Below are 20,987 nucleotides of genomic sequence, written 5' to 3'. Positions count from 1 at the left end.
CCCAGGCCCTCGCCCGCGCCCCCCGGCCCGTCCTTCCCGCAGCAGCCCGCGACCTGGACGGCGACCATCGGCCCGGACCGCGAGTACTTCATGGCGATGATGCAGCGCTCCGGCCCCGAGGCCGCGGGCCTGAACCTGCCCGCGTACTCCCCCGAGCAGCAGCGCACGCTCACCGGCAACCAGGTCACCATCGGCCGCCGCCGGCACTCCACCGGTGACACCCCCGACGTCGACCTGTCGGTGCCGCCGGAGGACCCGGGCGTCTCGCACCAGCACGCGGTGCTGGTGCAGCAGCCGGACGGCTCGTGGGCGGTCGTCGACCAGAACTCGACGAACGGCACCACGGTCAACGGCGGCGAGGAGCCCATCACGCCGTTCGTGCCGGTGCCGCTCCAGGACGGCGACCGGGTGCACGTCGGCGCCTGGACGACGATCACGATCCGCCGCGGCTAGCGAGCGGGCACGTCACCGGAGGGGCCACACGCACGGTCCCTCCGGGTCGTCCAGCCACGCCCACTCCCGGTCCCCGCTGACCGTGACGCCGTACCGCTCCCGGCCCGGCTGCCCCTCGCGCTCCCACAGCGCGTACGCCTCCCGTGGTTCGAGGCTGTCCCCGCTCAGGGCCAGCAGGAAGCGGAACCGGTCGCTCTCCCGGGCCCGGCGCGGGACCCCGCTCGGGTCCGCCGGTTCCCGGTCCCGCCGGCCCGCGCCGCGCAACGGCACGAAGTAGGCCGGCGTGTGCAGGAACCGCCCCTCGGCGTGCCCGGCGTCCCGCACGGTCAGGGCGATCAGGCCGGTGGCGAGCGGGCTCAGGATGCGCGCGCCGGGGCGGCACTGCGCGAGCCAGGCGGTCGGCACCGAGGCCAGGGTGCAGGTGGCGATGATCCGGTCGAAGGGGGCGCGTTCGGGCACTCCGCGCGCGCCGTCGCCGGTGACGACGACGGGGTGGTACCCGGCGGCGGCCAGATGCGCGCGCGCCGCCTCGGTGATCTCCGGCTCCAGGTCGACGGTGGTGACGTGGTCGTCGCCGAGCCGGTGCGCGAGCAGGGCCGCGTTGTAGCCGGTGCCGGCACCGATCTCCAGGACCCGGTCGCCGTCCCGCACCCGCAGTTCGGCCAGCATCATCGCCATCAGCGAGGGCTGGCTGCTGGAGGAGACGAGTTCGCCGTCGCGCAGCCGGGTGGCCAGCGGGGCGTCGGCGTAGGCCCCGCGGACCCACTTCTCCCGGGTGCGCGGGTCCGGGCTCTCGCCCCAGCGCCGCTCGTAGCCCCCCATGACGCCCACGTAGTAGTACGGCACGAACAGGTGCCGGGGCACCGCCTCGAAGGCCGCCCGCCATGCCGGGTCGGCGGCCCAGGCCCCGCTCGCGTCGATCTCCCGCACCAGCGCCGCCCGCGCGGCGGCGGCGAGTCCGGCGAGGTCCCTGTCGAGAGCGTGCGCGCCCATGTCTCCACTCTGCACCCTGCGGGCGGGAGGTCCTAAGCCTTGAGTCCTCGTCCACCCGGTCTGAGACCATGGTTGACGTGAAAGAGATCCGGCGCGGCACGCTTCAGACGCAGACCTTCTACGAGCAGGTCGGCGGGGAGGAGACCTTCCGCCGCCTCGTCCACCGTTTCTACGAGGGGGTGGCCGAGGACCCGGTCCTGCGGCCCATGTACCCCGAGGAGGACCTCGGCCCGGCCGAGGAGCGCCTCGCGCTGTTCCTGATGCAGTACTGGGGCGGCCCCACGACGTACAGCGACAACCGCGGCCACCCCCGGCTGCGGATGCGGCACGCGCCCTTCGTGGTCAACCGCGAGGCGCACGACGCGTGGCTGCGGCACATGCGGGACGCCGTGGACGGACTCGGTCTGTCCGAGGAGCACGAGACGCAGCTGTGGAACTACCTGACGTACGCGGCCGCTTCGATGGTGAACACCCCCGACTGATCACCGCTCGGTGACCGGCGTTCACTGATTGCCGGATTCCGGTCCCGCGGTGCCGGATTCCGGTCACAATCCGGTCAAGCCCTCGCTACAAGCGCTTACCCACGACGATCCCCTCTGACATCCTCGCCGGAGATCTGGCACAACACGGCGGGGGGCCGGGTGACGGGGTTCGGGGGAATCGCACGTCTGGTGTTACTGCGTGCGCGGGCGCACCGGCTGCTGCTGGCCGCCGCGCTGCTCACGGTCCTGCTCACCACCGCGGTCCTCGCGACCCTCACCGCCTACTCCGGCGCGATCGGCGACGCGGCCCTGCGCCACTCCCTCGCGGACCCGCGCAACGCCGCCGACACCGCGCTGGTCGTCAAGGCCGACGTACCCGAGGAGCGCCGCGAGGCCGCCGACACCGCCGTACGCGACGCGGCGCGGCGGGCCTTCGACGGGCTGCCGGTGACCGTGCGGACGTTCCTGCGGTCGGGCCCGTACGCGCTGCCGCGGTCGCTCCAGCCCGAGTCCGCGCGGTCGGGGGACCCGGACCTGACCCACTTCGCGCGACTGGACGGCACCCGGGTGCGGCTGGTCGAGGGGCGGCTGCCGCGGCCGACCGAGGGGCTGGTCGAGGTGGCGCTCCCGCAGGCCGCCGCCCGCACGCTGCACCTGGCCCCCGGCGCCCGCTTCACCCTCGCCGACCGGCTGCGCGGCCCGGCGGTCCGGGTCGCGGTGACCGGCCTGTACCGGCCCGTCCGCGCGGACGACCCGTACTGGCTCCTCGACGAGCTGCACGGGAGGGGCGTCAACAAGCTCGACTTCACGACCTACGGCCCCCTGCTCGCCGACCCCGGGGTACTGGCCGACGGGACGGTGAGCGTCGGGACCTCGGGGTGGCTGGCGTCGGCCGACTTCGCGGCGGTGACCACCGCGCGGTCGGACGCGCTGCGGAAGTCGGCCGTCGCCGCGAACGCCGCCCTGCGCAAGGAGTCCTCCCTGGGCGGCGCCACGACCGCGTCGACCTCGCTGCCCGAGGTCCTCGACCGCACCGACCGCTCCCTGCTGGTCTCCCGCTCGACCCTGCTGATCGTCGCCCTCCAACTGGTGCTCCTCGCGGGCTGCGCCCTGCTGCTGGTGGCGGGGCTGCTGAGCAGTGAGCGCACCGGCGAGAGCCGGCTGCTGCTGGCGCGCGGTGCCTCCCGGGCCCGGATCGCGGGCCTGGCCGCCCTGGAGGGGGTGCTGCTCGCGGCGCCCGCGCTGCTGTGCGCGCCGCTGCTGGCGGGCCCGCTGACCCGGCTGCTGGCCGGGCGGGGGCCGCTGGCCCGGATCGGGCTGCACCTGGAGGTGCCGTCGGGCGGGCGGCCCGGGGTGTGGCTGGTGGCGGGCGTGGTGGCGCTCGGGTGCGCGCTGGCGGTGACCCTGCCCGCGCTGACCTCGTCGTTCGCGCGCGGCCGGGCCACCGCCCTGCCCGGTGCGGTGCGCGCGGGGGCGGACCTCGGGCTGCTGGCCGTGGCCGGGGTGGCGTACTACCAGCTCAGCCGCCAGACCTCCGGTGCCGTGTCCGACGACACCTCCGGCACCCTGGGCGTGGACCCGCTGCTGGTGGCCGCCCCCGCGCTCGCGCTGCTGGCCGGGACCGTCCTGACGCTGCGCCTGCTGCCGCCGCTGGCCCGGCTCGCCGAACGCCGGGCGACCGGCGGGCGCGGTCTGACCGCGGCGCTGGCGGGCTGGCAGATCGCCCGCCGTCCGATGCGCGGGGCGGGCCCGGTGCTGCTGCTGGTCCTCGCGACGGCGCTGGGCATGCTGGCGATCGCGCAGGGCGCCTCCTGGGACCGTTCGCAGTCCGACCAGGCCGACTTCCGGGCCGGCGCACCGGTACGGGTTCTGGTGTCGGGGGACGCGGGTCTCGGCCGCACCGAGCAGTACGCGGCCGCCGCGGGCGTACGCCGGACCGCCCCCGCCGCCCGCTCCGAACTGCCGCTGTCCGGCAGCCGGGTGGCGACGGTGCTCGCGCTGGACACCTCGCACGCCTCGATGCTGATCCGCCCCGACCTGCACTCCGGGCCGTTCCTCCAGGGCCTCGGCCCCGAGGGTCCGACCATGGGGGTGAAGGTGCCCGCGGACACGGCACGGCTGCGACTGACGGCGAGCATGCGCAGCGCGGCCCCGAACACGACGGCCCAGACCGCCGTCACCCTGATCGACGGCTACGGCACCCCCTACCGGCTGCCCGCCGGCGAACTTCCCGCCGACGGCCGGGCCCACCCGCTGGACGTCTATGTGTCCGGGGGCCCGCTGACCCTCACCGCCGTGGAACTCGTGGTGTCCGTCCCGGGCGGCAAGGCCGACCGACAGCGGCTCACCGTCAGCGAGTTGACCGCCAAGGGCACCGACGGGACGGTACGCCGGCTGCCGCTGCCGACCGACTGGGACGCGAACTCGCAGACGGACGGGGTGAGTTCGACACCGGACCCCAAGACCAAGCCCACGGCACCGCGCCTGAGTTCGGCGGCCGGGCGGCTGAGCGTGGACTACGGCACCGGGTTCATCCCGTGGGATGACCAGTGGAGTTCGGGGTCGCTGACGGTCCGGCTGAAGGCCCCGCAGCCGAAGGCGCCCGGGATCACGGCCGTCGCCACCGAGAGCTTCCTCGCCTCGTCGGGCGCGGCCGTCGGGGAGCTGGTCGACGTGCCGCTGGGCGGCGAGACGGTAGGGGTGCGGATCGTGCGCTCGATACGGGAACTGCCCACCGCCTCGGACAGCGGCGGGGCCCTTTTGATCGATCTGCGCACCGTGAACCGCGAGTTGCAGGAGCGGTCCGGGGGCGGTGTGGAGCCGACCGAGTGGTGGCTGTCGACGGAACCGGGCGCCTCGGACAAGGTCGCGGCGGAACTGCGGGCGCGGCCCGACATGGACCCCGCGCAGGTCGTGGTGCGGGACGAACTGGCCGGGCAACTGCGCGACGACCCGTTCGGCGCGGGCCCCGAGGCCGCGTTCGCCGCGGCGGCCGCGGTGGCGGCGGCGCTGGCCGCGGTCGGGTTCGCGGTGAGCGCGGCGGGGTCGCTGCGGGAGCGCGGCGCGGAGTTCGCCGTACTGCGCGCCCTGGGGGCCCCGCGACGGCGGCTGGCCCGGGCGGTCGCCGTGGAACAGGGGGTCCTGGTGGTGCTGGCGCTGCTGGTGGGCGCGCTGCTGGGCGCGGCGCTGACCCGGGCGGTGGTCCCGCTGATCGTGCTGACGGACGAGGCGACCAGGCCGGTCCCGCGGGTCCTGGTCCAGCTCCCGCTCCCGCAGGCGGCCGCGCTGCTGGCGGCGGTGGCCCTCGCCCCGCTGCTGGTCACGGCGGCGCTGGCGCTGCGGCGGGCGGATCCGGCGCGGGCGCTGCGTGAGGGGGGTGAGTGAGGTGAGGCTGTTCGCGAGGACCGAGCCGCGGGTTCCCGCGGCGACCGTGCCCTGGGTGCGCACCCGGCTGCGGACCGCGCCCGGTACCGCGTTCTGGCTGGCGTCGCTGGTCGCGCTGACGGCGTGCCTGGCGGCCGCGTTCCCGCGGGCGGTGGACCGGTACGAGGACTCCGGACTGCGCCGGGCCGTCGAGCACGCCCGCCCCGACCGGACCAGCGTCCAGGTGTACGCCCCGCCGCCGTCCCCGCTGCTGACACCGCACGAGCGGGAGGACGTCCTGCGCCCCGCCCTGCTGGCCCGGCAGTACGCCAAGGTCCGCGCCGAGGTCCCGCGCGCGCTCGCCCTCGACCCGGACCGGTCGGCGTACGGCGTGCGCACCACCCTGGACATCCCGGTGCCGGACCCGTGGCTGCCGAGGCCGACCGGCAAGCCCGCCGAGGTGACCCTGGTCGCCCAGTCGGGGCTCCGCGCCCACACCGCGGCCACCCGGGGGCGGCTGCCGCGTGCGGCGGCGGACGTGACCGCGACCGCCCCCGAGCTGGAGGCCGCGGTCACCGTCGAGACCGCCAAGTCCCTCCACATCAAGGTCGGTTCGGTGCTCCACCTGCCCGCCGCCGGCCGCACCCTGCCCGTCCGCGTCACGGGCGTCGTCACCCCGCGCGACCCGAAGGGCGCCTACTGGTCCACCCGGCCCATCCTGCGCTCCCCGTCCCTGATCCGGGAGCCCGCGCCGTCCATCGACATGCACTGGCTCGGCGCCCTGCTGATCGCCCCCGAGGCGGCCCCGGTCCTGCTGGCCACGCCGGGACGCCCGGAGCGCTTCTGGCATCTGGCGCCCTCCGAGGAGATCCTCCGGGCCCGCGAGATCCCGGCCCTGCGGTCCGCGCTCGCCTCCCTGGAGGCCGGTCCGGCGCTGCGGAAGGTGCGCCTGGGGATCGACGGTCCGCCGACCGAGCTGACGGACATCACCGGGCAGACCGAGATCCTCACCGACCTCGACGAGGTCCTCATCGGCTACGACCGGTTCCGCGCGGGAGTCGCCCCGCTCGTCGCGGTCGCCGCGTTCGGCACCGGCACGGTCGCCGTCGTCGTCCTGCTGATGGCGGGCGGTCTCACCGCCGACCGCCGCCGCACCGAACTCGCCCTGCTGCGGGCCCGCGGCGCCTCCCTCGGCGGTCTCACCGCCCGCCTCCTCGCCGAGACCGCGGTGGTGGCCGTCCCCGCGGGCGCCCTGGGTCTGGCCGCCGCGCTCGTCACGGTCCCCGAGGGCCGCCTGGGCCACTCGGTCGCGGCCGCCGTGGCGGTCACCGCGGTCACCTGCGCGGCCCTCCCCCTCCGCGCGGCCGCCGCCCACCGCGTGGTCCGCCTCCACACCGGCCGCGAGGACATCTCCTCCGTACGGCCGTCCCGGCGCCGTACGGTCGCCGAGCTGACGCTGCTGGTGCTGGCGGCGGGGGCGGTGGAGTCGCTGCGCCGCCGGGGCACGTCCGGCGCGTCCGACGACCTCGTCTCCCTGGCGCCCGTGCTGGTCGGCGTGATCGCCGCCCTGGTCCTGGTCCGCCTGTACCCGCTGCCGCTGCGGGGCCTGGCCCGGCCGGCCGCCCGGCTGCGCGGTGTCCTCGCCCATCTGTCCCTGGCCCGGGCGGGCCGCACCTCGGCCTCCGCCGTCCTGCCGCTGCTCGCCCTGCTGACCGCCCTGACCACGGCGGCCTTCGGCGGCTCGGTCCTCGCGGGCGTGCAGGAGGCCCGCGACCACGCGGCCCTCCTGGCGGTCGGCGCCGACGCCCGCGTGGAGACGTCGACGCCGCTCCCGTCGGGGCTGCCGGACCGACTGCGCCGGTCGCCCGGGGTGAGCGACCTGTCCGCGGTGAGCGTCACCTACGACGCCAAGCCGGAGAACGGGGCACAGTCGCTGCCGCTGGCCGGGGTGGACCCCGCGGACTACGCGGCACTGGCGTCCCGGACGGACATCGGCGCCTTCGCGGCGGCCCGGCTGCGGGAAGGGGCACCCGGCGCCCCGGTCCCGGCCCTGGCCTCCACGGCCACCGCCCGGACGTACGGCACCCGCCCCTTCCCGGTCCTCCTCCCGGACGGCAGCTCGGTCACCGTCCGCATCACCACCGTCCTCGACCGCACCCCGGCGGTGGCCGGCCCGGACTTCCTGGTCGTGAACCGCGCGGCGCTGAACCCGGCGATGTCGCGCCCCACGACCCTGCTGCTGACGGGCGAGGGCCTGGACGGGGCCGCCCTGCGCAAGGCGGCCCCCCGGGCGGCCTCCGTGCACCTGCGGTCCGAGGAACGGCGGCGCTACGCCGACTCCCCCCTCCAGACCGGGGCGGAAGGCGTCTACGCCACGGCGGTCGCGGCCGGCACCGGATACGCGGTCCTGGCCCTCCTGCTGTCCCTGCTGCGCACGGCCCCCGAACGCACGGCCCTGCTGGCCCGTCTGCGCACGATGGGCCTGACCCGGGCGGCGGGCCGCCGTCTGCTGATCCTGGAGTCCCTGCCCCAGGCGGTCCTGGCCGCGCTGGGAGGCGTCCTCACGGGCTGGGCCACCGTCCACCTCCTGTCCCCGGGGATCGACCTGACCGCCATCGCCCTCCCCGCGGCCGAACCCGCCTCCACCGGTGCCCGGTTGCGCACGGACGCCCTCTCCCTGGCGATACCGGCGGCGGCCGTGCTGCTGCTGGCGGTGGGGATGGGCGTCGGCCAGGCCTGGTGGTCGGCAAGACGGGGCTCGGTGCGGGAACTGAGGGCGGGGGACGCACGATGAGCGACTTCGCGGACGGGAGCGGCCGATGAGCGACCTCGCGGGGGCGGGAGACGAGCGGTGAGCGACTTCCCAGGGACGGGAGCCGCGCGGAGAGCGACCTCGCAGGGACGGGAGCCGCGCGGAGAGCGACTCCCCACGGACGGAAGCCGCCCATGAGCGACCTCGCAAGGACGGGAGCCCCGCGGTGAGCGACCTCCCACGGACGGGAGCCGCCGATGAGCGACCTCGCAAGGACGGGAGCGTGCGATGAACAACTTCGCGCGGGCGGGGGCCGCCCCGGCGGCACGGCCGCCCGCGGAGCACGGCACCCGCCCGACGGCACAGCGCGGCACATCGACAGGCGCCCCCTCAGGAGACGGCCAGTGACGACGAACCCCACCCTCACCGACCTCGCCCACAAGGCGACCCGGTTCCGCGACCGCCCCGCCTACGGCCACGACGCCCTGATCACCTGCGACCGGCTCGTCCGCATCTTCACCACGGACGGCGTCGAGGTCCAGGCCCTCCAGGGGCTCGACCTCCTCGTCCGGGAGGGCGAACTCCTGGCCCTCGTGGGCGCGTCCGGCAGCGGCAAGTCGACCCTCATGAACATCCTCGCCGGACTGGACACGCCCACCGCCGGCGCGGCCAGGGTCGCGGGCCACGACCTCCTGACCATGACCGCGAAGGACCGCCTGGCCTACCGCCGCAGGACCGTCGGCTTCGTCTGGCAGCAGACCTCCCGCAACCTCCTCCCCTATCTCACCGCGACCCAGAACATCACCCTGCCCATGCAGCTCTCCGGCTCCCGGGCACGCCGCCGCGCCCACACCGAACGCGCGCTGGAACTCCTGGAGTTGCTGGAGGTGGCCGACTGCCGCGACCGCCGCCCGCACCAGATGTCGGGCGGCCAGCAGCAGCGCGTAGCGATCGCGGTGGCGCTGGCCAACAGCCCCGCGGTCCTCCTGGCCGACGAACCGACGGGCGAACTCGACTCCCAGACCGCGGAACAGATCTTCGCCGCGTTCCGCACCGCCAACGAACAGCTCGGCACGACCATCGTCATCGTCACCCACGACCAGGCGGTGGCGGGCGAGGTCCGCCGCGCGGTGGCCATCAGGGACGGCCGCACCTCCACCGAGGTCCTGCGCCGCAGTCAGGTGGACGCGGCCACGGGCGACGAGACCCTGGTGGCGAGGGAGTACGCGATGCTCGACCGCGCCGGCCGCCTCCAGCTCCCGAAGGAGTACACGGAGGCGCTGGGCATGCGCGACCGGGTCGCGCTGGAACTGGAACCCGACCACATCGGCGTGTGGCCGGACGACAGCGAACGGGACTGACGGCCGGTCAGCGCACGCTGACGCCGAGCGCCCCGAGTCCCCCCGCGCGTACGGCGATCGAGCCGTACGGCGTGCGCAGCCGCAGCCACGCCCCCGACGCGTACAGCGCCGTGCGGCCACCGGGCCGCAGGAAGCCGAGCGACTGGGCCGCGTGCACGGCCCGCACGGGCAGCCGGGTGTCCCCCACGGTCCGGGACCAGATCTCCCGCCCGATCCGGTCCAGTTCGGCCCGGGTACGCGCCTCGGGGCCCAACTCCTCGGTACGGGACCGGAATTCGGCGACCCCGGCGTGCACGAGCGCCCGCAGCGCCTCCGGCTCCGGCAGCCCGGGCGTCTCCTGCCACCCGCCGCGCGGCGGCAGCACTCCGGCCCACGGCGGGCCGGTCACCGCCGCCGGCACGACAGCCGTGCCGGCGCCCTCGTCGACGGACTCCAGGAGCTCGCCGGCGGACACGGTCACGTCGAGCGTGACGTCGAGGCCGTTCTCGTACGGCTTGGCGAGGCGGACCGCCCGGACCGCCAGCACCTCGAAGGACGGCGGCCGTCCGAAGACGGCGAGCGCGGTGCCGGTCCCCTGGAGGCGCACTGCGGCCGAGCGGTCGTAGTGGAGCAGCCGGGAGAGGAAGGCGGCGAGGTCGGCCGCCTCCGACTCGTCGGCGAGGTGGAGCACCGTCATGCGGCGACGGCCTCCTCCTCGTCGTCGTCCCGGTACTCCTCGAGGAACTCCCGTTCCTCCGCGGTGATCCGGCGCGGCCGCTGGGCCGAGAAGTCGAACGGCACTATCACCGTCGAGGCCCGGACGTAGACCTCGTCGCCGTCCTTCACCTCGTAGGCGATGGTGAAGGACGCCGCGCGGATCTCGGTGACCCACAGCTCGATGTCCACCGGCGCGTGCCGGTGGACGAGCTGCCGCTTGTAGTCGATCTCATGGCGTGCCACCACGGACCCCTGCTGGAAGTCCTTCTCCGGGCGGAACAGGAAGTCGATACGGGCTTCCTCCAGGTAGCGGAGGAAGACCACGTTGTTGACGTGGCCGTACGCGTCCATGTCCGCCCAGCGCAGCGGGCAGCGGTAGATGTGCCGCAAGATCAGCCCCGGGTCAGCTTCTTGTAGGTGGCGCGGTGCGGACGGGCCGCGTCCGGGCCGAGCCGCTCGATCTTGTTCTTCTCGTACGACTCGAAGTTGCCCTCGAACCAGAACCACTTGGACTCGCCCTCGTAGGCGAGGATGTGGGTGGCGACCCGGTCCAGGAACCACCGGTCGTGGGAGACGACCACGGCCGCGCCCGGGAACTCGAGGAGCGCGTTCTCCAGGGATCCGAGCGTCTCGACGTCGAGGTCGTTGGTCGGCTCGTCGAGGAGCAGGAGGTTGCCGCCCTGCTTGAGGGTGAGCGCCAGGTTGAGGCGGTTGCGCTCACCGCCGGACAGCACACCGGCGGGCTTCTGCTGGTCCGGGCCCTTGAAGCCGAAGGCCGAGACGTACGCCCGGCTCGGCATCTCGACCTGGCCGACGTTGATGTAGTCGAGCTCGTCGGAGACGACCGCCCACAGCGTCTTCTTCGGGTCGATGTTCGCGCGGCTCTGGTCGACGTACGAGATCTTGACGGTCTCGCCGACCTTGATGGTGCCGGAGTCCGGCTCCTCCAGGCCCTGGATCATCTTGAACAGGGTGGTCTTGCCGGCGCCGTTGGGGCCGATGACACCGACGATGCCGTTGCGCGGCAGGGTGAAGCTCAGGTCGTCGATCAGGACCTTGTCGCCGAAGCCCTTGCTGAGGTTGCTGACCTCGACGACGACGCTGCCGAGCCGCGGGCCCGGCGGGATCTGGATCTCCTCGAAGTCCAGCTTCCGCATCTTGTCGGCCTCGGCGGCCATCTCCTCGTACCGCGCGAGACGGGCCTTCGACTTGGCCTGACGCCCCTTGGCGTTGGAGCGGACCCACTCGAGCTCTTCCTTGAGCCGCTTGGCGCGCTTGGCGTCCTTGGCACCCTCGACCTTGAGACGGGTCTGCTTGGTCTCCAGGTACTTGGAGTAGTTGCCCTCGTAGCCGTGCAGGCGGCCGCGGTCGACCTCGCAGATCCAGCCGGCGACGTTGTCCAGGAAGTACCGGTCGTGGGTGACGGCCACGATGGTGCCCTCGTACTTGGCGAGGTGCTGCTCCAGCCAGTTCACCGACTCGGCGTCGAGGTGGTTGGTGGGCTCGTCGAGGAGCAGCAGGTCAGGGGCTTCCAGGAGCAGCTTGCACAGGGCCACGCGGCGCCGCTCACCACCGGAGAGGTTGGTGACGGGCCAGTCGCCGGGCGGGCACCCGAGCGCGTCCATGGCCTGCTCCAGCTGGGCGTCGAGGTCCCAGGCGTTGGCGTGGTCGAGCTCCTCCTGGAGCTTGCCCATCTCGTCGAGCAGCGCGTCGGAGTAGTCCGTGGCCATGAGCTCGGCGATCTCGTTGAACCGGTCGAGCTTGCCCTTGACCTCGGAGACGCCCTCCTGGACGTTCTCCAGGACGGTCTTCTCCTCGTTCAGCGGCGGCTCCTGCAGCAGGATCCCCACGGTGTAACCCGGCGACAGGAAGGCATCGCCGTTCGACGGCTGCTCAAGGCCCGCCATGATCTTCAGAATGGTCGACTTACCGGCACCGTTCGGGCCGACCACACCGATCTTCGCGCCGGGCAGGAAGTTCAGCGAGACGTCGTCAAGGATGACCTTGTCGCCGATTGCCTTGCGCGTCTTGCGCATGGTGTAGATGTACTCAGCCAAGAGAAACCGTCCGGCAGCTTGAAATCTGGCAGTGGGCAGATACACCCCATCTTGCCTGAGGTCCACCCTCGGGTGGTAACCCGTTCGGCCGGGGGGCTGTGACCTGCGGTTTCGCGAGCGGCAGCCCGTCTGCTCAGCTGTCGCCCCCGCGCACCGCCACCAGCACAGCCGCACCCACGGCCACCACTCCCACCGCTCCTGCCGACCGCATCAGCCCCCGGTTCGTGCCCCACGACAGCACCGACCACCGGGACCGCGCCGACAGCAGCGACCCCGTGCTCAGCCAGGAGCCCCCGGAGATCAGGGACAGCGCCGATCCGATCGAGCCGACGGACAGGGCGCTGCCGATCGAGCCGACCGACAGGGCCGAGCCCACGGAACCGACGGACAGCACCGAGCCCACCGAGCCGATCGACAGCACCGAGTCCCGGGACCACAGGGACAGCACCGAGTCCGAGGAGGGATGACGCGCCGGCGATGCGGATGACTTGGTCATGACGCCATTCTGCCCACCCCGGCACGCCCCGTTCAGTCCTGTGCGCTGTTCTGCTTCCTGCCGGTGATGACGAGGGCCGCGCCCCCGATCACCACCAGGGCGATGGCGGTGCCGGCGATCAGCGGGGTGGTGGCGGAGCCACCGGTCTCGGCGAGGTTGACGTCGGTGGTGGGGACGGCCACCGTGGCGGGGCTGGGCTCGCTGAGCGTCTGGGTCGAGGCACCTGTCTCACTGCTGCGGGTGCGGCAGTCGAGGACACCGGTGAAGCGCTTGGACAGGCCGTCGGGGCCGGTGATCGTGAAGTCGTACGCCTGGTCCTCCTGGAGCGGGACCGTCACCGTGCGGGTCTCGCCCGCCGCGATGGTGTACTCCGTGCCCATCAGCTCGAACGCGAACTCCTCGTCGCCCTGGTTGACGGCCGTGATGTCCAGGCCGCCCTCGGCGCAGTTCCGCGCCGCGGACAGGGCCGGGACGGCGCCTTCCTTCGCCCAGGTCGCGCTCGCCGCGGCCGAGACCGTGGACTCGCTGGACCCGGCGAGGATCTGGGTCTGGCTGCGGCTCTCGGAGGCGAACGCACGGCCGACCGGCACGGTGGTCGAGGCCTGCACGGTCAGGTCGGCCGAGCCCGCCGCCGCGTCCTCGGGGACGTCGAAGTAGAGCTCGCCGCCGTTGCCCACCGAGGTCACCGGGTTGCCGTCCTTGCCGACGATCCGCACGCCGCTGGTGGCCGCGTCCGCCGGCGGGGTGACCGTGGCGGCGGCCGCGTCGGTGTGCACCGTCACCGGGCCGAGCAGCTCGCCGGGGTGGCCGGAGACCGCGGGCGGGTCGAGCGTCAGGGACGCCGTCGGCTCCGCGACGTCACGGGCGCTCTTCTCCAGGTAGTCCGCGAGCTTCTCGGCCTGCGGGTCGGCGGCGTCGACGTCCGCGTGGTCCGAGTAGCGCCAGATCGCCACCTGGGTGCCCGCCGCCGCGTCCTGCTCGGTCAGGCCCGAGCCGACGCCTGCCTTGGCGGCGAGCGCCGCGAGATCGTTGACCTGGGGATAGGAGTTCTGCAGGATCCAGCGGATCCGGCCGGCGTCCTTGTTGGCCCCCAGCGAGGTGCCGCTCCAGTCGGTCTCGTGGTACTTGGCGTCCTTCTGCGTGGGGTTGTAGAGGTCGACGCAGTAGGTCTGCAGGGTGCCGCCGCCATCGACGGACATCTCGAACAGCCCGGCGGGCACCGGGAGATCGCCGTCGGTGCCGTGTATCACCGCGTCACCGTAGGTCTTCAGGCCCCCTATCGTGGCGGTCGCCCCTCTCTGGCCCTGCGCTGCCTCGTCCGCCGACGCCGGGCCGGCGACGGCGACCGTCGCACCGGCTGCGAGCAGGCCGGAGACGAACGTGACGGCCGCGAGGCGAGCCGCCCCGCGTCCGCGCACGGACAGCGCAGAGAACGCAGAAAACACGGAATTCCCCTTCGAGCAGGACCCGTTGTCGAGCGGGGTGGCGGTCCCACCAGCAGAATCAGTAGCCCCGGGAGCTGTGTTCGGCATCCTAGGGACGCGGCCGCCCCCCTCTTCCCGAGGATGCGGTCGGAAGATCGATCCGACTCGGAATCGTTATCGCCAAGGACTTTCACCCGCATGGCTTATCGACAAGTCGACCGGTGACATCCGGAGCGCAAGCGCCGATAAGCCGCACTTCGGTCAGTCCTGCCGCGTCCCCGGCCGCTGTCACGTCACCGCGACGGGCTCCTGTCGGTCCGCGGCCTCGCCCGGCGGTGTCTCCCAGGCGGGCTCGGGCTGTGCGGACGCGCCCGCGGCGGTGTGCTCCGGCCGCTGGGTGCGCCGGAAGGCCGAGGTGCCGCGCGCGAGGTCGTGGCCGATCGCCACGGCGTCGATGTCGGCCGAGGTCCAGGTCGGCTGCCCCTCGCGCGTCTCCGTGCGCACCTTCAACCGGCCCTGCACGACCACCGGGTCACCCACGTTGATCGATCCCGCCACGTTCGTGGCGAGCTGGCGATTGGCCCACACCGTGAAGAAGTTGGTGTGCCCGTCCGTCCACTCGTTCTTCTCGCGGTCCAGGTACCGTGCCGTCGCCGCGAGCCGGAACCGCACCGAGGCACCTGTCGCCAGCTCCCGGTACACCGGCTGTGTCGCCACGTTGCCCACCGCGCAGATCATGGTCTCGTTCATCGCTGGAACCCCTCCCGGACATGCGTACGGGCCCGTCCCGTACGGCTGCTGCCGTCTGCCCGGCGACCGCGTCACCGCGATCGCCGCGAAGCCAGACTGCCTCCGCCGGGCCGAGCCCGCCGCGCCCTGTGGACCGTCCCCGGGCTGTGGAGAACTCCGCCACCCGAACGAGGGATTCCGCCCCCAGGTCCGCCCGTTCACCCCACCCCGACGACCTTGTGGTACTGCTCCCGGACCTCCCGGTACCGCAGGAGTTCCGCCGCCACCGGGTCCAGCACCCGTGCCCGCCCGCACCCGGACGCCGCTTCCCGCAGCCGCCGTTCCGCCTCCACGCCGTACCGTCGCGCGGGCCCCCGCGCCGCCATCCGGCAGCTCCACTCGACGAGCGGGCCGCCGACGATGCCGGCCACCATCAGCAGCACCGGGACGCCCAGGTTCGGCGCCATGACCCCGACGATCTGGCCCACCAGCCACAGTCCACCGGCGACCTGGAGAAGCGTCATGGACGCCTGCGCCAGCACGGCCACCGGCCACCAGCCGGGCCGCGGCGGACGGCCCGGCGGCAGCCCGGCCCGGGCCGTCAGCTCGTCCAGCGCCTCGGGCAGCCCCTGCGATCCGCGTACGGCCGCCTCCCGCACCGCCTGCGCCCACGGCGCGGGCAGTCCGGCCGAGGCCCGGTCGGCGAGCGTCCGTACGGCATGTTCGACCCGTTGCCGGGCGGTCGCCTCCTCGTCGGGCTGGGCACGCGACGGCAGCCGCCCCGTGGGGGGTTCGCGCCGGTCCTGGTACCAGCGCCACAGCCGCAGCCAGGGCGTTCCGCAGGCGCGGTTGGCGTTGCGCAGCCAGGCGCGCTCGGCCGCCTCGCCGGCCGCGGTGGCGCCGACCGCGTCCGCGAGCCGGTCGGCGAAGTCGTCGCGCGCCTCCTCGCTCAGTCCGGTGCGCCGGCCCGTCGCGTACACGGGCCGCAGCCGCCATGCCGCCGCGTCCACGTCGGCCGCGATCCGCCGCGCGGGTGCCCCGCGCTCCGTCACGAACTGGCCGAGTGCCTCCCGCAGTTCGCCGACACCGTCGCCGGTGAGCGCCGACACCGCGAGCACGGTCGCGCCCGGTTCGCCGTACTCCCCGAGGGCGATCCCGTCCTCGTCCAGCAGCCGCCGCAGATCGTCGAGGACCTGCTCGGCGGCCTCCCCGGGAAGCCGGTCGATCTGGTTGAGGACGACGAACATGACCTCCGCGTGGCCCGCCATGGGCCGCAGATAGCGCTCGTGCAGGATCGCGTCGGCGTACTTCTCGGGGTCGACGACCCAGATGACGGCGTCGACGAGGGCCAGCACCCGGTCCACGTGCTCGCGGTGCTGGACCGCCGCCGAGTCGTGGTCGGGCAGGTCGACCAGCACGAGCCCGCGCAACTGGGCCTCCGACTCCGCGCTCTGCAAGGGCCGCCGCCGCAACCGGGGCGGGATGCCGAGCCGTTCGATGAGACTCGCCGAACCGTCGCTCCAGCTGCACGCGATCGGCGCGGCCGTGGTGGGCCGGCGCACGCCGGTCTCCGAGATGGCCACCCCTGCGAGCGAGTTGAACAGTTGCGACTTGCCGCTGCCCGTGGCTCCGGCGATGGCGACGACGGTGTGCTGCCCGGAGAGCCTGCGCCGGGTGGCCGCCTCGTCCAGGACCTGCCCGGCCTCGGCGAGCGTACGGCTGTCGAGCCGGGCCCGCGAGAGCCCGACCAGTTCCCGCAGCGCCTCCAGACGGGAGCGCAGGGGGCCGTCGTAGGTGAGCGGGGCGGCCGGCGGGGCGTTGGTCCCGCGCGCCTCCACGGCTGCGGCCTGCTCGCTCTCGGCGGTGACCCGGCGGGCGATGAGCCCGTCGTCCCAGGCGCCCCCGGACTCGCCGTCGTCCGGACCTCCGGAGCCCTCCACGGGCTCTCCGGGCGCGGGCCCCTGGCCGGTGTCCGTCCGCGCGGGACCGGAAGCAGCGTCCGCGCGCCGGTCCGTCTCCGTCCTCTTCACGCGCGCGTGCCCGCCCTTCCCGCCTTCGTCCGCCACCGCGTCGCCCCCGTTCGGTTTCCCGGCCGGCCCTTTCCCGTTCCCGGACGCGGCGTCCCCCGCCCGTTCCGTGTGGTCCTGATCCGTGACGGCGGTCATCGGTCACCTCTCCTTCTGCAGTACGGACAGCGCGGCGATGAGTTCGGCCTGGGGTTCGGGGTGGACGTCGAGGGCGTCGAGCGGGGCGAGCCGGCGTTCGCGTTCGGTGTGCACGACCCGGTCGAGGTGCTCGGCGAGCAGCCGGCCGCCCCGGTCGCGCAGCCGCAGGGCCCCGTGGGCGCCGATCCGCTGGGCGAGCCCCTCGCCCGCGATCCGTGCCCGGCGGCCGCCGAGCAACGCGGTGGCGACGAGGGCGGCGACCGTCTCCGGGTCGGGCGCGGTCCCGCGGTCGAGGTCGCGGACCTCCTCCTCGGCGTACTCCTCCAGCTCCCGCCGCCAGCGTCGTACGGCCATCCCGATCCGGTGCTCGGCGCTCTCCGGGGTGGGGTCGCGCTCCGTCAGTTCCGGTGCGGCCGCGGCCGGTTCGCGCCGCCAGGCCTCGTCGACGCGTTCGTCGGCGGCGGTGACCGCGCACAGCAGGAGGGCGCCCAGGCTCTCCACCAGCGCGTTCAGGAGTTCCGCCGCGGTGCAGTCGAGGGGGAAGGCCCGCCAGCGCTTGAGGGCGTCACCGGCGAGCACGGCACCGGCCTGGAGCCGCCCCCGCACGCGCGCGTACTCGCTGTCGTACGCCCCCTCGACGGCGGTGGTGAGCCGCAGCGCGGCCGCGTACTGGGCGGCGGCCGCGCCGGCCAGCTCGGGCATCCGGGACCTGAGGGAGGCGAGGACGCCGTTGGCCGTACGGGCGACGGCGTGCTGCCGGGCCGCGGGGTCCTGCGCCTGGTGGACGAGCCAGGTGCGCAGCGAGGCCACGGCGGTGGCCGGCAACAGCCCGCCGCCCCAGGCCGACTCGGGCAGCTCCGGCACCGTGAACCGGGGCACGTCGCCCAGGCCCGCCTTGGTGAGCAGGGCGCCGTACTGCCGCGAGACCTCGGAGACGACCTGGTGCGGCACCCGGTCGAGGACGGTCACGAGGGTGGCGTCGTACTCCTTGGCGGTGCGCAGGAGATGCCAGGGGACGGCGTCGGCGTAGCGGGCGGCCGTGGTCACCATGATCCAGATGTCGGCGGCGCAGATGAGCTCGGCTGCGAGGACGCGGTTGTCGGCGACCAGGGAGTCGACGTCGGGCGCGTCCAGGAGCGCGAGGCCCGGCGGGAGGGTGTCGGCGGTCTCGACGCGCAGCACGCGCGCGGGGTTCTCGCCGGGCAGCAGGAGTTCGTCCCCCGGCTGCCCGTGGGGCACCCACACGCGCGTGAGGTCGGGCAGCACGCGCATTCCGCTGAACCAGTGATGGTCCTCGGGATGGCAGACCAGTACGGGTGTGCGCGTGGTCGGCCGCAAGACGCCCGCCTCGCTCACCCGGCGCCCCACAAGGGAGTTGACGAGGGTCGACTTGCCGGCCCCGGTGGAACCGCCCACCACGGCAAGCAGCGGCGCTTCGGGGTCCCGCAACCGGGGCACCAGATAGTCGTCGAGCTGGGCGAGCAGTTCGTCGCGGTTGGCACGCGCGCGTGGGGCCCCCGCCAGGGGCAGCGGAAAGCGTGCGGCGGCGACACGGTCGCGCAGGGCGGACAGTGCGTCGAGTAGCTGAGGCCGTACGTCCAAGGTCACCACATGTGAAGAATGCCCAATTTTAGGGGAATTCTGAAGCATATGAACATGTCTGCGCGCCGACCGGACACAAGGGGCGGAAGGGACGACAGGGACGGAGGCACAGTCCAGGCATAACGAGTGCACAACACCCGGTGCGCGAGGCGCCAAAAGCGATGCACGATTCGTACCTGCCTGCGATTATCAGGACCGCTTCACTGAACCTCCACATCGAGCCACGGAGGCGAAGCAACAGGGACAAGGTCGTGGGAGCCCTATCCTTGTCCCCGGCAACGTCACGGAACGGCCCACACCCGGGCACCCAAGACAGAGGCCACCACACCCGGCCCCCGTAGCTCAGTGGATAGAGCAGGCGCCTTCTAAGCGCTTGGCCGCAGGTTCGAGTCCTGCCGGGGGCGCTCACACCTTCTGACCAAGCGTTTTGGACAGAGGGTCTTTTCATGTCCGCCCCGCGCGCGGGCCTGGGCCAAGCGCCTCGTGCCGTGTGAGCGCGAGGCCGGGCGGCAATGGGGCAAGGAGACCGCCGTCGTACGGCTGGACGCGGACGCGGACCGCTCCGGGCCCGAGGCGCTCGCCGGACCGGACGGCTTCTCGCACCCGGAGTTCGTCCACCACTTCGGCCGGGTGCCGGTGAAGCGGATCGAGACCGGCGCACGCCACCCGCGCGGCAACACCGGCTGACCCGGCCACGCGCCCCCCGCTGACAGTGCCACGGCGTAGAGTCGATCTCCCTGGCCGGATCAAGCAGGGGAAGGACCGACATGCGTCTGCGCTGTGCCGTGCTCGACGACTTCCAGCGGGCGGCGACCCGGTTCGCCGACTGGTCACCGCTCGGGGACCTGGTCGACGTCGTCGCGTACGACACCCACTTCGCCGACGAGGACGCGCTGGCCGTCGCCCTCGCCGACGCCGACATCGTGGTCACCCTGCGCGAGCGCGTCCCCTTCCCCGCCTCGCTCCTCGCCCGCCTGCCCCGGCTGAAGCTGCTCATCGCCTCCGGCATGCGCAACTCCGTCATCGACTACGCGGCCGCCGAGGCGCACGGGATCACCGTGTGCGGTACGGCGAGTTCGTCGACCCCGCCGGTCGAGCTGACCTGGGCGCTGCTGCTCGGCCTGGCCCGCGGGATCGTCGAGGAGAGCAACGCCCTGCGTGCGAACGGCCCGTGGCAGTCCACCGTCGGCGCCGACCTGCACGGCCGCCGGCTCGGACTGCTCGGCCTCGGGAGGATCGGCGGCCGGGTGGCGCAGGTCGGGCTCGCCTTCGGCATGGAGGTCAGTGCCTGGAGCCAGAACCTCACCCGGGAACGCGCCGACGAGGTCGGCGTACGCCTCGCCGGGTCCAAGGAAGAGCTGCTCTCCGAGAGCGACTTCGTCTCCGTCCACCTCGCCCTCGGCGACCGCACCCGGGGCCTGCTCGGCGCCGCCGAACTCGCCCTCCTCAAGCCCACCGCCTACCTGGTCAACACCTCGCGCGCGGCGATCGTCGACCAGGACGCGCTCCTCGCCGCCCTGCGCGAGGGCCGGATCGCCGGCGCGGGCGTCGACGTCTTCGACACCGAGCCCCTGCCCGCCGGCCACCCGATGCGCACGGCACCGCGTCTGCTCGCCACTCCGCACCTCGGCTACGTCTCGCAGGCCAACTACGCGACGTACTACGGCCAGGCCGTGGAGAGCATCCAGGCCTATCTGGCGGGCTCCCCCGTGCGGCGGCTCCCCTGACGCGGGCGGTACCCGGGCGTCCGCTTCAAGAAGGGTGATCCCCACATGAACGCCGTTACCAGGAGTGAGCCTCCGCGTTGAAGGGGAAGTGCGACGGCGCGTCCTGCCGTCGCACTCACCGAGTCAAAAGGAGAACGTGATGTCTCGCATCGCGAAGGCAGCAGGTGTCGCCCTCGGCACCGGTGCCGTGGTCATCGGCGGCGCGGGCCTGGCCCTGGCGGACGCGGGCGCCGACGGCACCGCCGTCGGCTCGCCCGGTGTCCTGTCCGGCAACGTCGTCCAGGTCCCGATCCACATCCCGGTCAACGTGTGCGGGAACACCGTCAACGTGATCGGTCTGCTGAACCCGGCCTTCGGCAACAGCTGCGCCAACGTCAGCGACAGCCACAAGGGCAACCCCGGCCCGGGTGGGCACGGCGGCTACGGCGGCTGATCGTCCGTACGCGTACAAGAGCCCCGGCACCTCAGGCGCCGGGGCTCTTCCCTGTCCGTCCGTTCCCGATTCGGCGGGCCCGCCCGCGTGCCCTCTCAGGCGTACCGGTAGATCCTGCTGACGTCCTCGAGCTGATCCGGCGTCACGTCCCACGGCGGCAGTTGCTCGTGCCGGGCCACGACCCGTTCGTGCTGGTCACTGGCCGCGGCCCGGCGCGAGCAGCTGCCGGCGCCGGACGTGCCGCCGCTGCCAGC

At 73.8% G+C, this 20,987-nt stretch carries 17 protein-coding genes, 1 tRNA gene and 1 pseudogene; 9 read left to right on the top strand and 10 right to left on the bottom strand.

Annotation, left to right across the window (positions count from 1 at the left end):
• The coding region (locus tag AOJ26_RS21155) for an FHA domain-containing protein (RefSeq protein ID WP_159044346.1) at nt 1-453 on the top strand (453 nt) is incomplete at its 5' end.
• A 12-nt stretch (nt 454-465) separates the two neighbouring features.
• Here AOJ26_RS21155 and AOJ26_RS21150 read toward each other — a convergent pair.
• The gene (locus AOJ26_RS21150; RefSeq protein WP_053849897.1) at nt 466-1,446 is read right to left on the bottom strand and encodes a methyltransferase domain-containing protein; all 981 of its coding nucleotides are present in this window, start codon (nt 1,444-1,446) and stop codon (nt 466-468) included.
• A 68-nt stretch (nt 1,447-1,514) separates the two neighbouring features.
• On the opposite strand from AOJ26_RS21150, the gene AOJ26_RS21145 reads away from it, so the two are divergent.
• The 4 genes from AOJ26_RS21145 (at nt 1,515) to AOJ26_RS21130 (ending at nt 9,404) form a co-directional block, all read left to right on the top strand.
• Nucleotides 1,515-1,928: a globin gene (locus AOJ26_RS21145; protein WP_053849896.1), complete on the top strand. Its 414-nt coding sequence runs from the start codon at nt 1,515-1,517 to the stop codon at nt 1,926-1,928.
• A 189-nt stretch (nt 1,929-2,117) separates the two neighbouring features.
• A complete protein-coding gene (locus AOJ26_RS21140) occupies nt 2,118-5,312 on the top strand; it encodes an FtsX-like permease family protein (RefSeq protein ID WP_053849895.1) in 3,195 nt (1,064 codons plus the stop codon).
• Nucleotides 5,305-8,085, top strand: coding sequence for an ABC transporter permease (locus AOJ26_RS21135; RefSeq protein ID WP_078959983.1), 2,781 nt, complete (start codon nt 5,305-5,307; stop codon nt 8,083-8,085). Before AOJ26_RS21140 ends, AOJ26_RS21135 begins: the two co-directional genes overlap by 8 nt.
• Before the next feature lie 362 nt (nt 8,086-8,447).
• Nucleotides 8,448-9,404 carry an ABC transporter ATP-binding protein gene (locus tag AOJ26_RS21130; RefSeq protein WP_053849894.1) on the top strand — a complete coding sequence of 319 codons (957 nt, stop codon included), beginning with the start codon at nt 8,448-8,450 and terminating at the stop codon, nt 9,402-9,404.
• A gap of 7 nt (nt 9,405-9,411) precedes the next feature.
• Here the strand turns inward: AOJ26_RS21130 and AOJ26_RS21125 are convergent, their stop codons facing one another.
• The 8 genes from AOJ26_RS21125 to AOJ26_RS21090 all read right to left on the bottom strand — a co-directional run bounded on the left by AOJ26_RS21125 (nt 9,412) and on the right by AOJ26_RS21090 (nt 18,582).
• A complete protein-coding gene (locus tag AOJ26_RS21125; protein WP_053849893.1) occupies nt 9,412-10,080 on the bottom strand; it encodes a hypothetical protein in 669 nt (222 codons plus the stop codon).
• On the bottom strand, nt 10,077-10,490 hold the full coding sequence (locus AOJ26_RS21120) for an acyl-CoA thioesterase (RefSeq protein ID WP_053849892.1): 414 nt from the start codon (nt 10,488-10,490) through the stop codon (nt 10,077-10,079). The genes AOJ26_RS21125 and AOJ26_RS21120 overlap by 4 nt, the downstream gene beginning before the upstream one ends.
• 2 nt (nt 10,491-10,492) lie before the next feature.
• A complete protein-coding gene (gene ettA, locus AOJ26_RS21115) occupies nt 10,493-12,157 on the bottom strand; it encodes an energy-dependent translational throttle protein EttA (protein ID WP_053849891.1) in 1,665 nt (554 codons plus the stop codon).
• Between the two features lie 133 nt (nt 12,158-12,290).
• Nucleotides 12,291-12,653 (bottom strand): hypothetical protein, encoded by a 363-nt coding sequence (locus tag AOJ26_RS21110; RefSeq protein WP_053849890.1) that lies wholly within the window; start codon nt 12,651-12,653, stop codon nt 12,291-12,293.
• A 32-nt stretch (nt 12,654-12,685) separates the two neighbouring features.
• Nucleotides 12,686-14,098, bottom strand: a complete 1,413-nt coding sequence (locus tag AOJ26_RS21105; RefSeq protein ID WP_053849889.1) for a Cys-Gln thioester bond-forming surface protein — start codon at nt 14,096-14,098, stop codon at nt 12,686-12,688.
• A gap of 267 nt (nt 14,099-14,365) precedes the next feature.
• A complete protein-coding gene (locus tag AOJ26_RS21100; RefSeq protein WP_053849888.1) occupies nt 14,366-14,827 on the bottom strand; it encodes a single-stranded DNA-binding protein in 462 nt (153 codons plus the stop codon).
• Between the two features lie 197 nt (nt 14,828-15,024).
• Entirely contained in the window at nt 15,025-16,971 is a 1,947-nt protein-coding gene (locus tag AOJ26_RS21095) for a YfjP family GTPase (protein ID WP_053849887.1), read from the bottom strand.
• A 3-nt stretch (nt 16,972-16,974) separates the two neighbouring features.
• Nucleotides 16,975-18,582 carry a dynamin family protein gene (locus AOJ26_RS21090; protein WP_053849886.1) on the bottom strand — a complete coding sequence of 536 codons (1,608 nt, stop codon included), beginning with the start codon at nt 18,580-18,582 and terminating at the stop codon, nt 16,975-16,977.
• Nucleotides 18,583-18,904: 322 nt separating this feature from the next.
• Here AOJ26_RS21090 and AOJ26_RS21085 point away from each other — a divergent pair.
• The 4 genes from AOJ26_RS21085 to AOJ26_RS21070 all read left to right on the top strand — a co-directional run bounded on the left by AOJ26_RS21085 (nt 18,905) and on the right by AOJ26_RS21070 (nt 20,733).
• Nucleotides 18,905-18,977: transfer RNA gene (locus AOJ26_RS21085), tRNA-Arg, on the top strand.
• Between the two features lie 79 nt (nt 18,978-19,056).
• Complete coding sequence (locus tag AOJ26_RS21080; RefSeq protein ID WP_306300071.1) at nt 19,057-19,260, top strand: hypothetical protein; 204 nt, start codon at nt 19,057-19,059, stop codon at nt 19,258-19,260.
• Nucleotides 19,261-19,340: 80 nt separating this feature from the next.
• Complete coding sequence (locus AOJ26_RS21075) at nt 19,341-20,300, top strand: D-2-hydroxyacid dehydrogenase family protein (protein WP_053849885.1); 960 nt, start codon at nt 19,341-19,343, stop codon at nt 20,298-20,300.
• A 139-nt stretch (nt 20,301-20,439) separates the two neighbouring features.
• Complete coding sequence (locus AOJ26_RS21070; protein WP_053849884.1) at nt 20,440-20,733, top strand: chaplin; 294 nt, start codon at nt 20,440-20,442, stop codon at nt 20,731-20,733.
• A 95-nt stretch (nt 20,734-20,828) separates the two neighbouring features.
• Here AOJ26_RS21070 and AOJ26_RS43905 read toward each other — a convergent pair.
• Nucleotides 20,829-20,987: pseudogene (locus AOJ26_RS43905) on the bottom strand (tyrosinase family protein); the annotation flags it as partial.

The sequence above is a fragment of the Streptomyces sp. NRRL B-24085 genome, assembly GCF_001282115.1.
In the GTDB taxonomy this organism is placed as follows: domain Bacteria; phylum Actinomycetota; class Actinomycetes; order Streptomycetales; family Streptomycetaceae; genus Streptomyces.
The sequence above is the reverse complement of the archived record's forward strand: the minus strand, read 5'-3'. Positions and strand labels throughout refer to the sequence as shown.

Bases quoted from the DNA above. Each gene is read 5' to 3' on its own strand.
- AOJ26_RS21150 (WP_053849897.1), bottom strand. From the start codon at position 1,446: ATGGGCGCGCACGCTCTCGACAGGGACCTCGCCGGACTCGCCGCCGCC.
- AOJ26_RS21145 (WP_053849896.1), top strand. From the start codon at position 1,515: ATGGTTGACGTGAAAGAGATCCGGCGCGGCACGCTTCAGACGCAGACC.
- AOJ26_RS21125 (WP_053849893.1), bottom strand. From the start codon at position 10,080: ATGACGGTGCTCCACCTCGCCGACGAGTCGGAGGCGGCCGACCTCGCC.
- AOJ26_RS21110 (WP_053849890.1), bottom strand. From the start codon at position 12,653: ATGACCAAGTCATCCGCATCGCCGGCGCGTCATCCCTCCTCGGACTCG.
- AOJ26_RS21100 (WP_053849888.1), bottom strand. From the start codon at position 14,827: ATGAACGAGACCATGATCTGCGCGGTGGGCAACGTGGCGACACAGCCG.
- AOJ26_RS21095 (WP_053849887.1), bottom strand. From the start codon at position 16,971: ATGACCGCCGTCACGGATCAGGACCACACGGAACGGGCGGGGGACGCC.
- AOJ26_RS21075 (WP_053849885.1), top strand. From the start codon at position 19,341: ATGCGTCTGCGCTGTGCCGTGCTCGACGACTTCCAGCGGGCGGCGACC.
- AOJ26_RS21070 (WP_053849884.1), top strand. From the start codon at position 20,440: ATGTCTCGCATCGCGAAGGCAGCAGGTGTCGCCCTCGGCACCGGTGCC.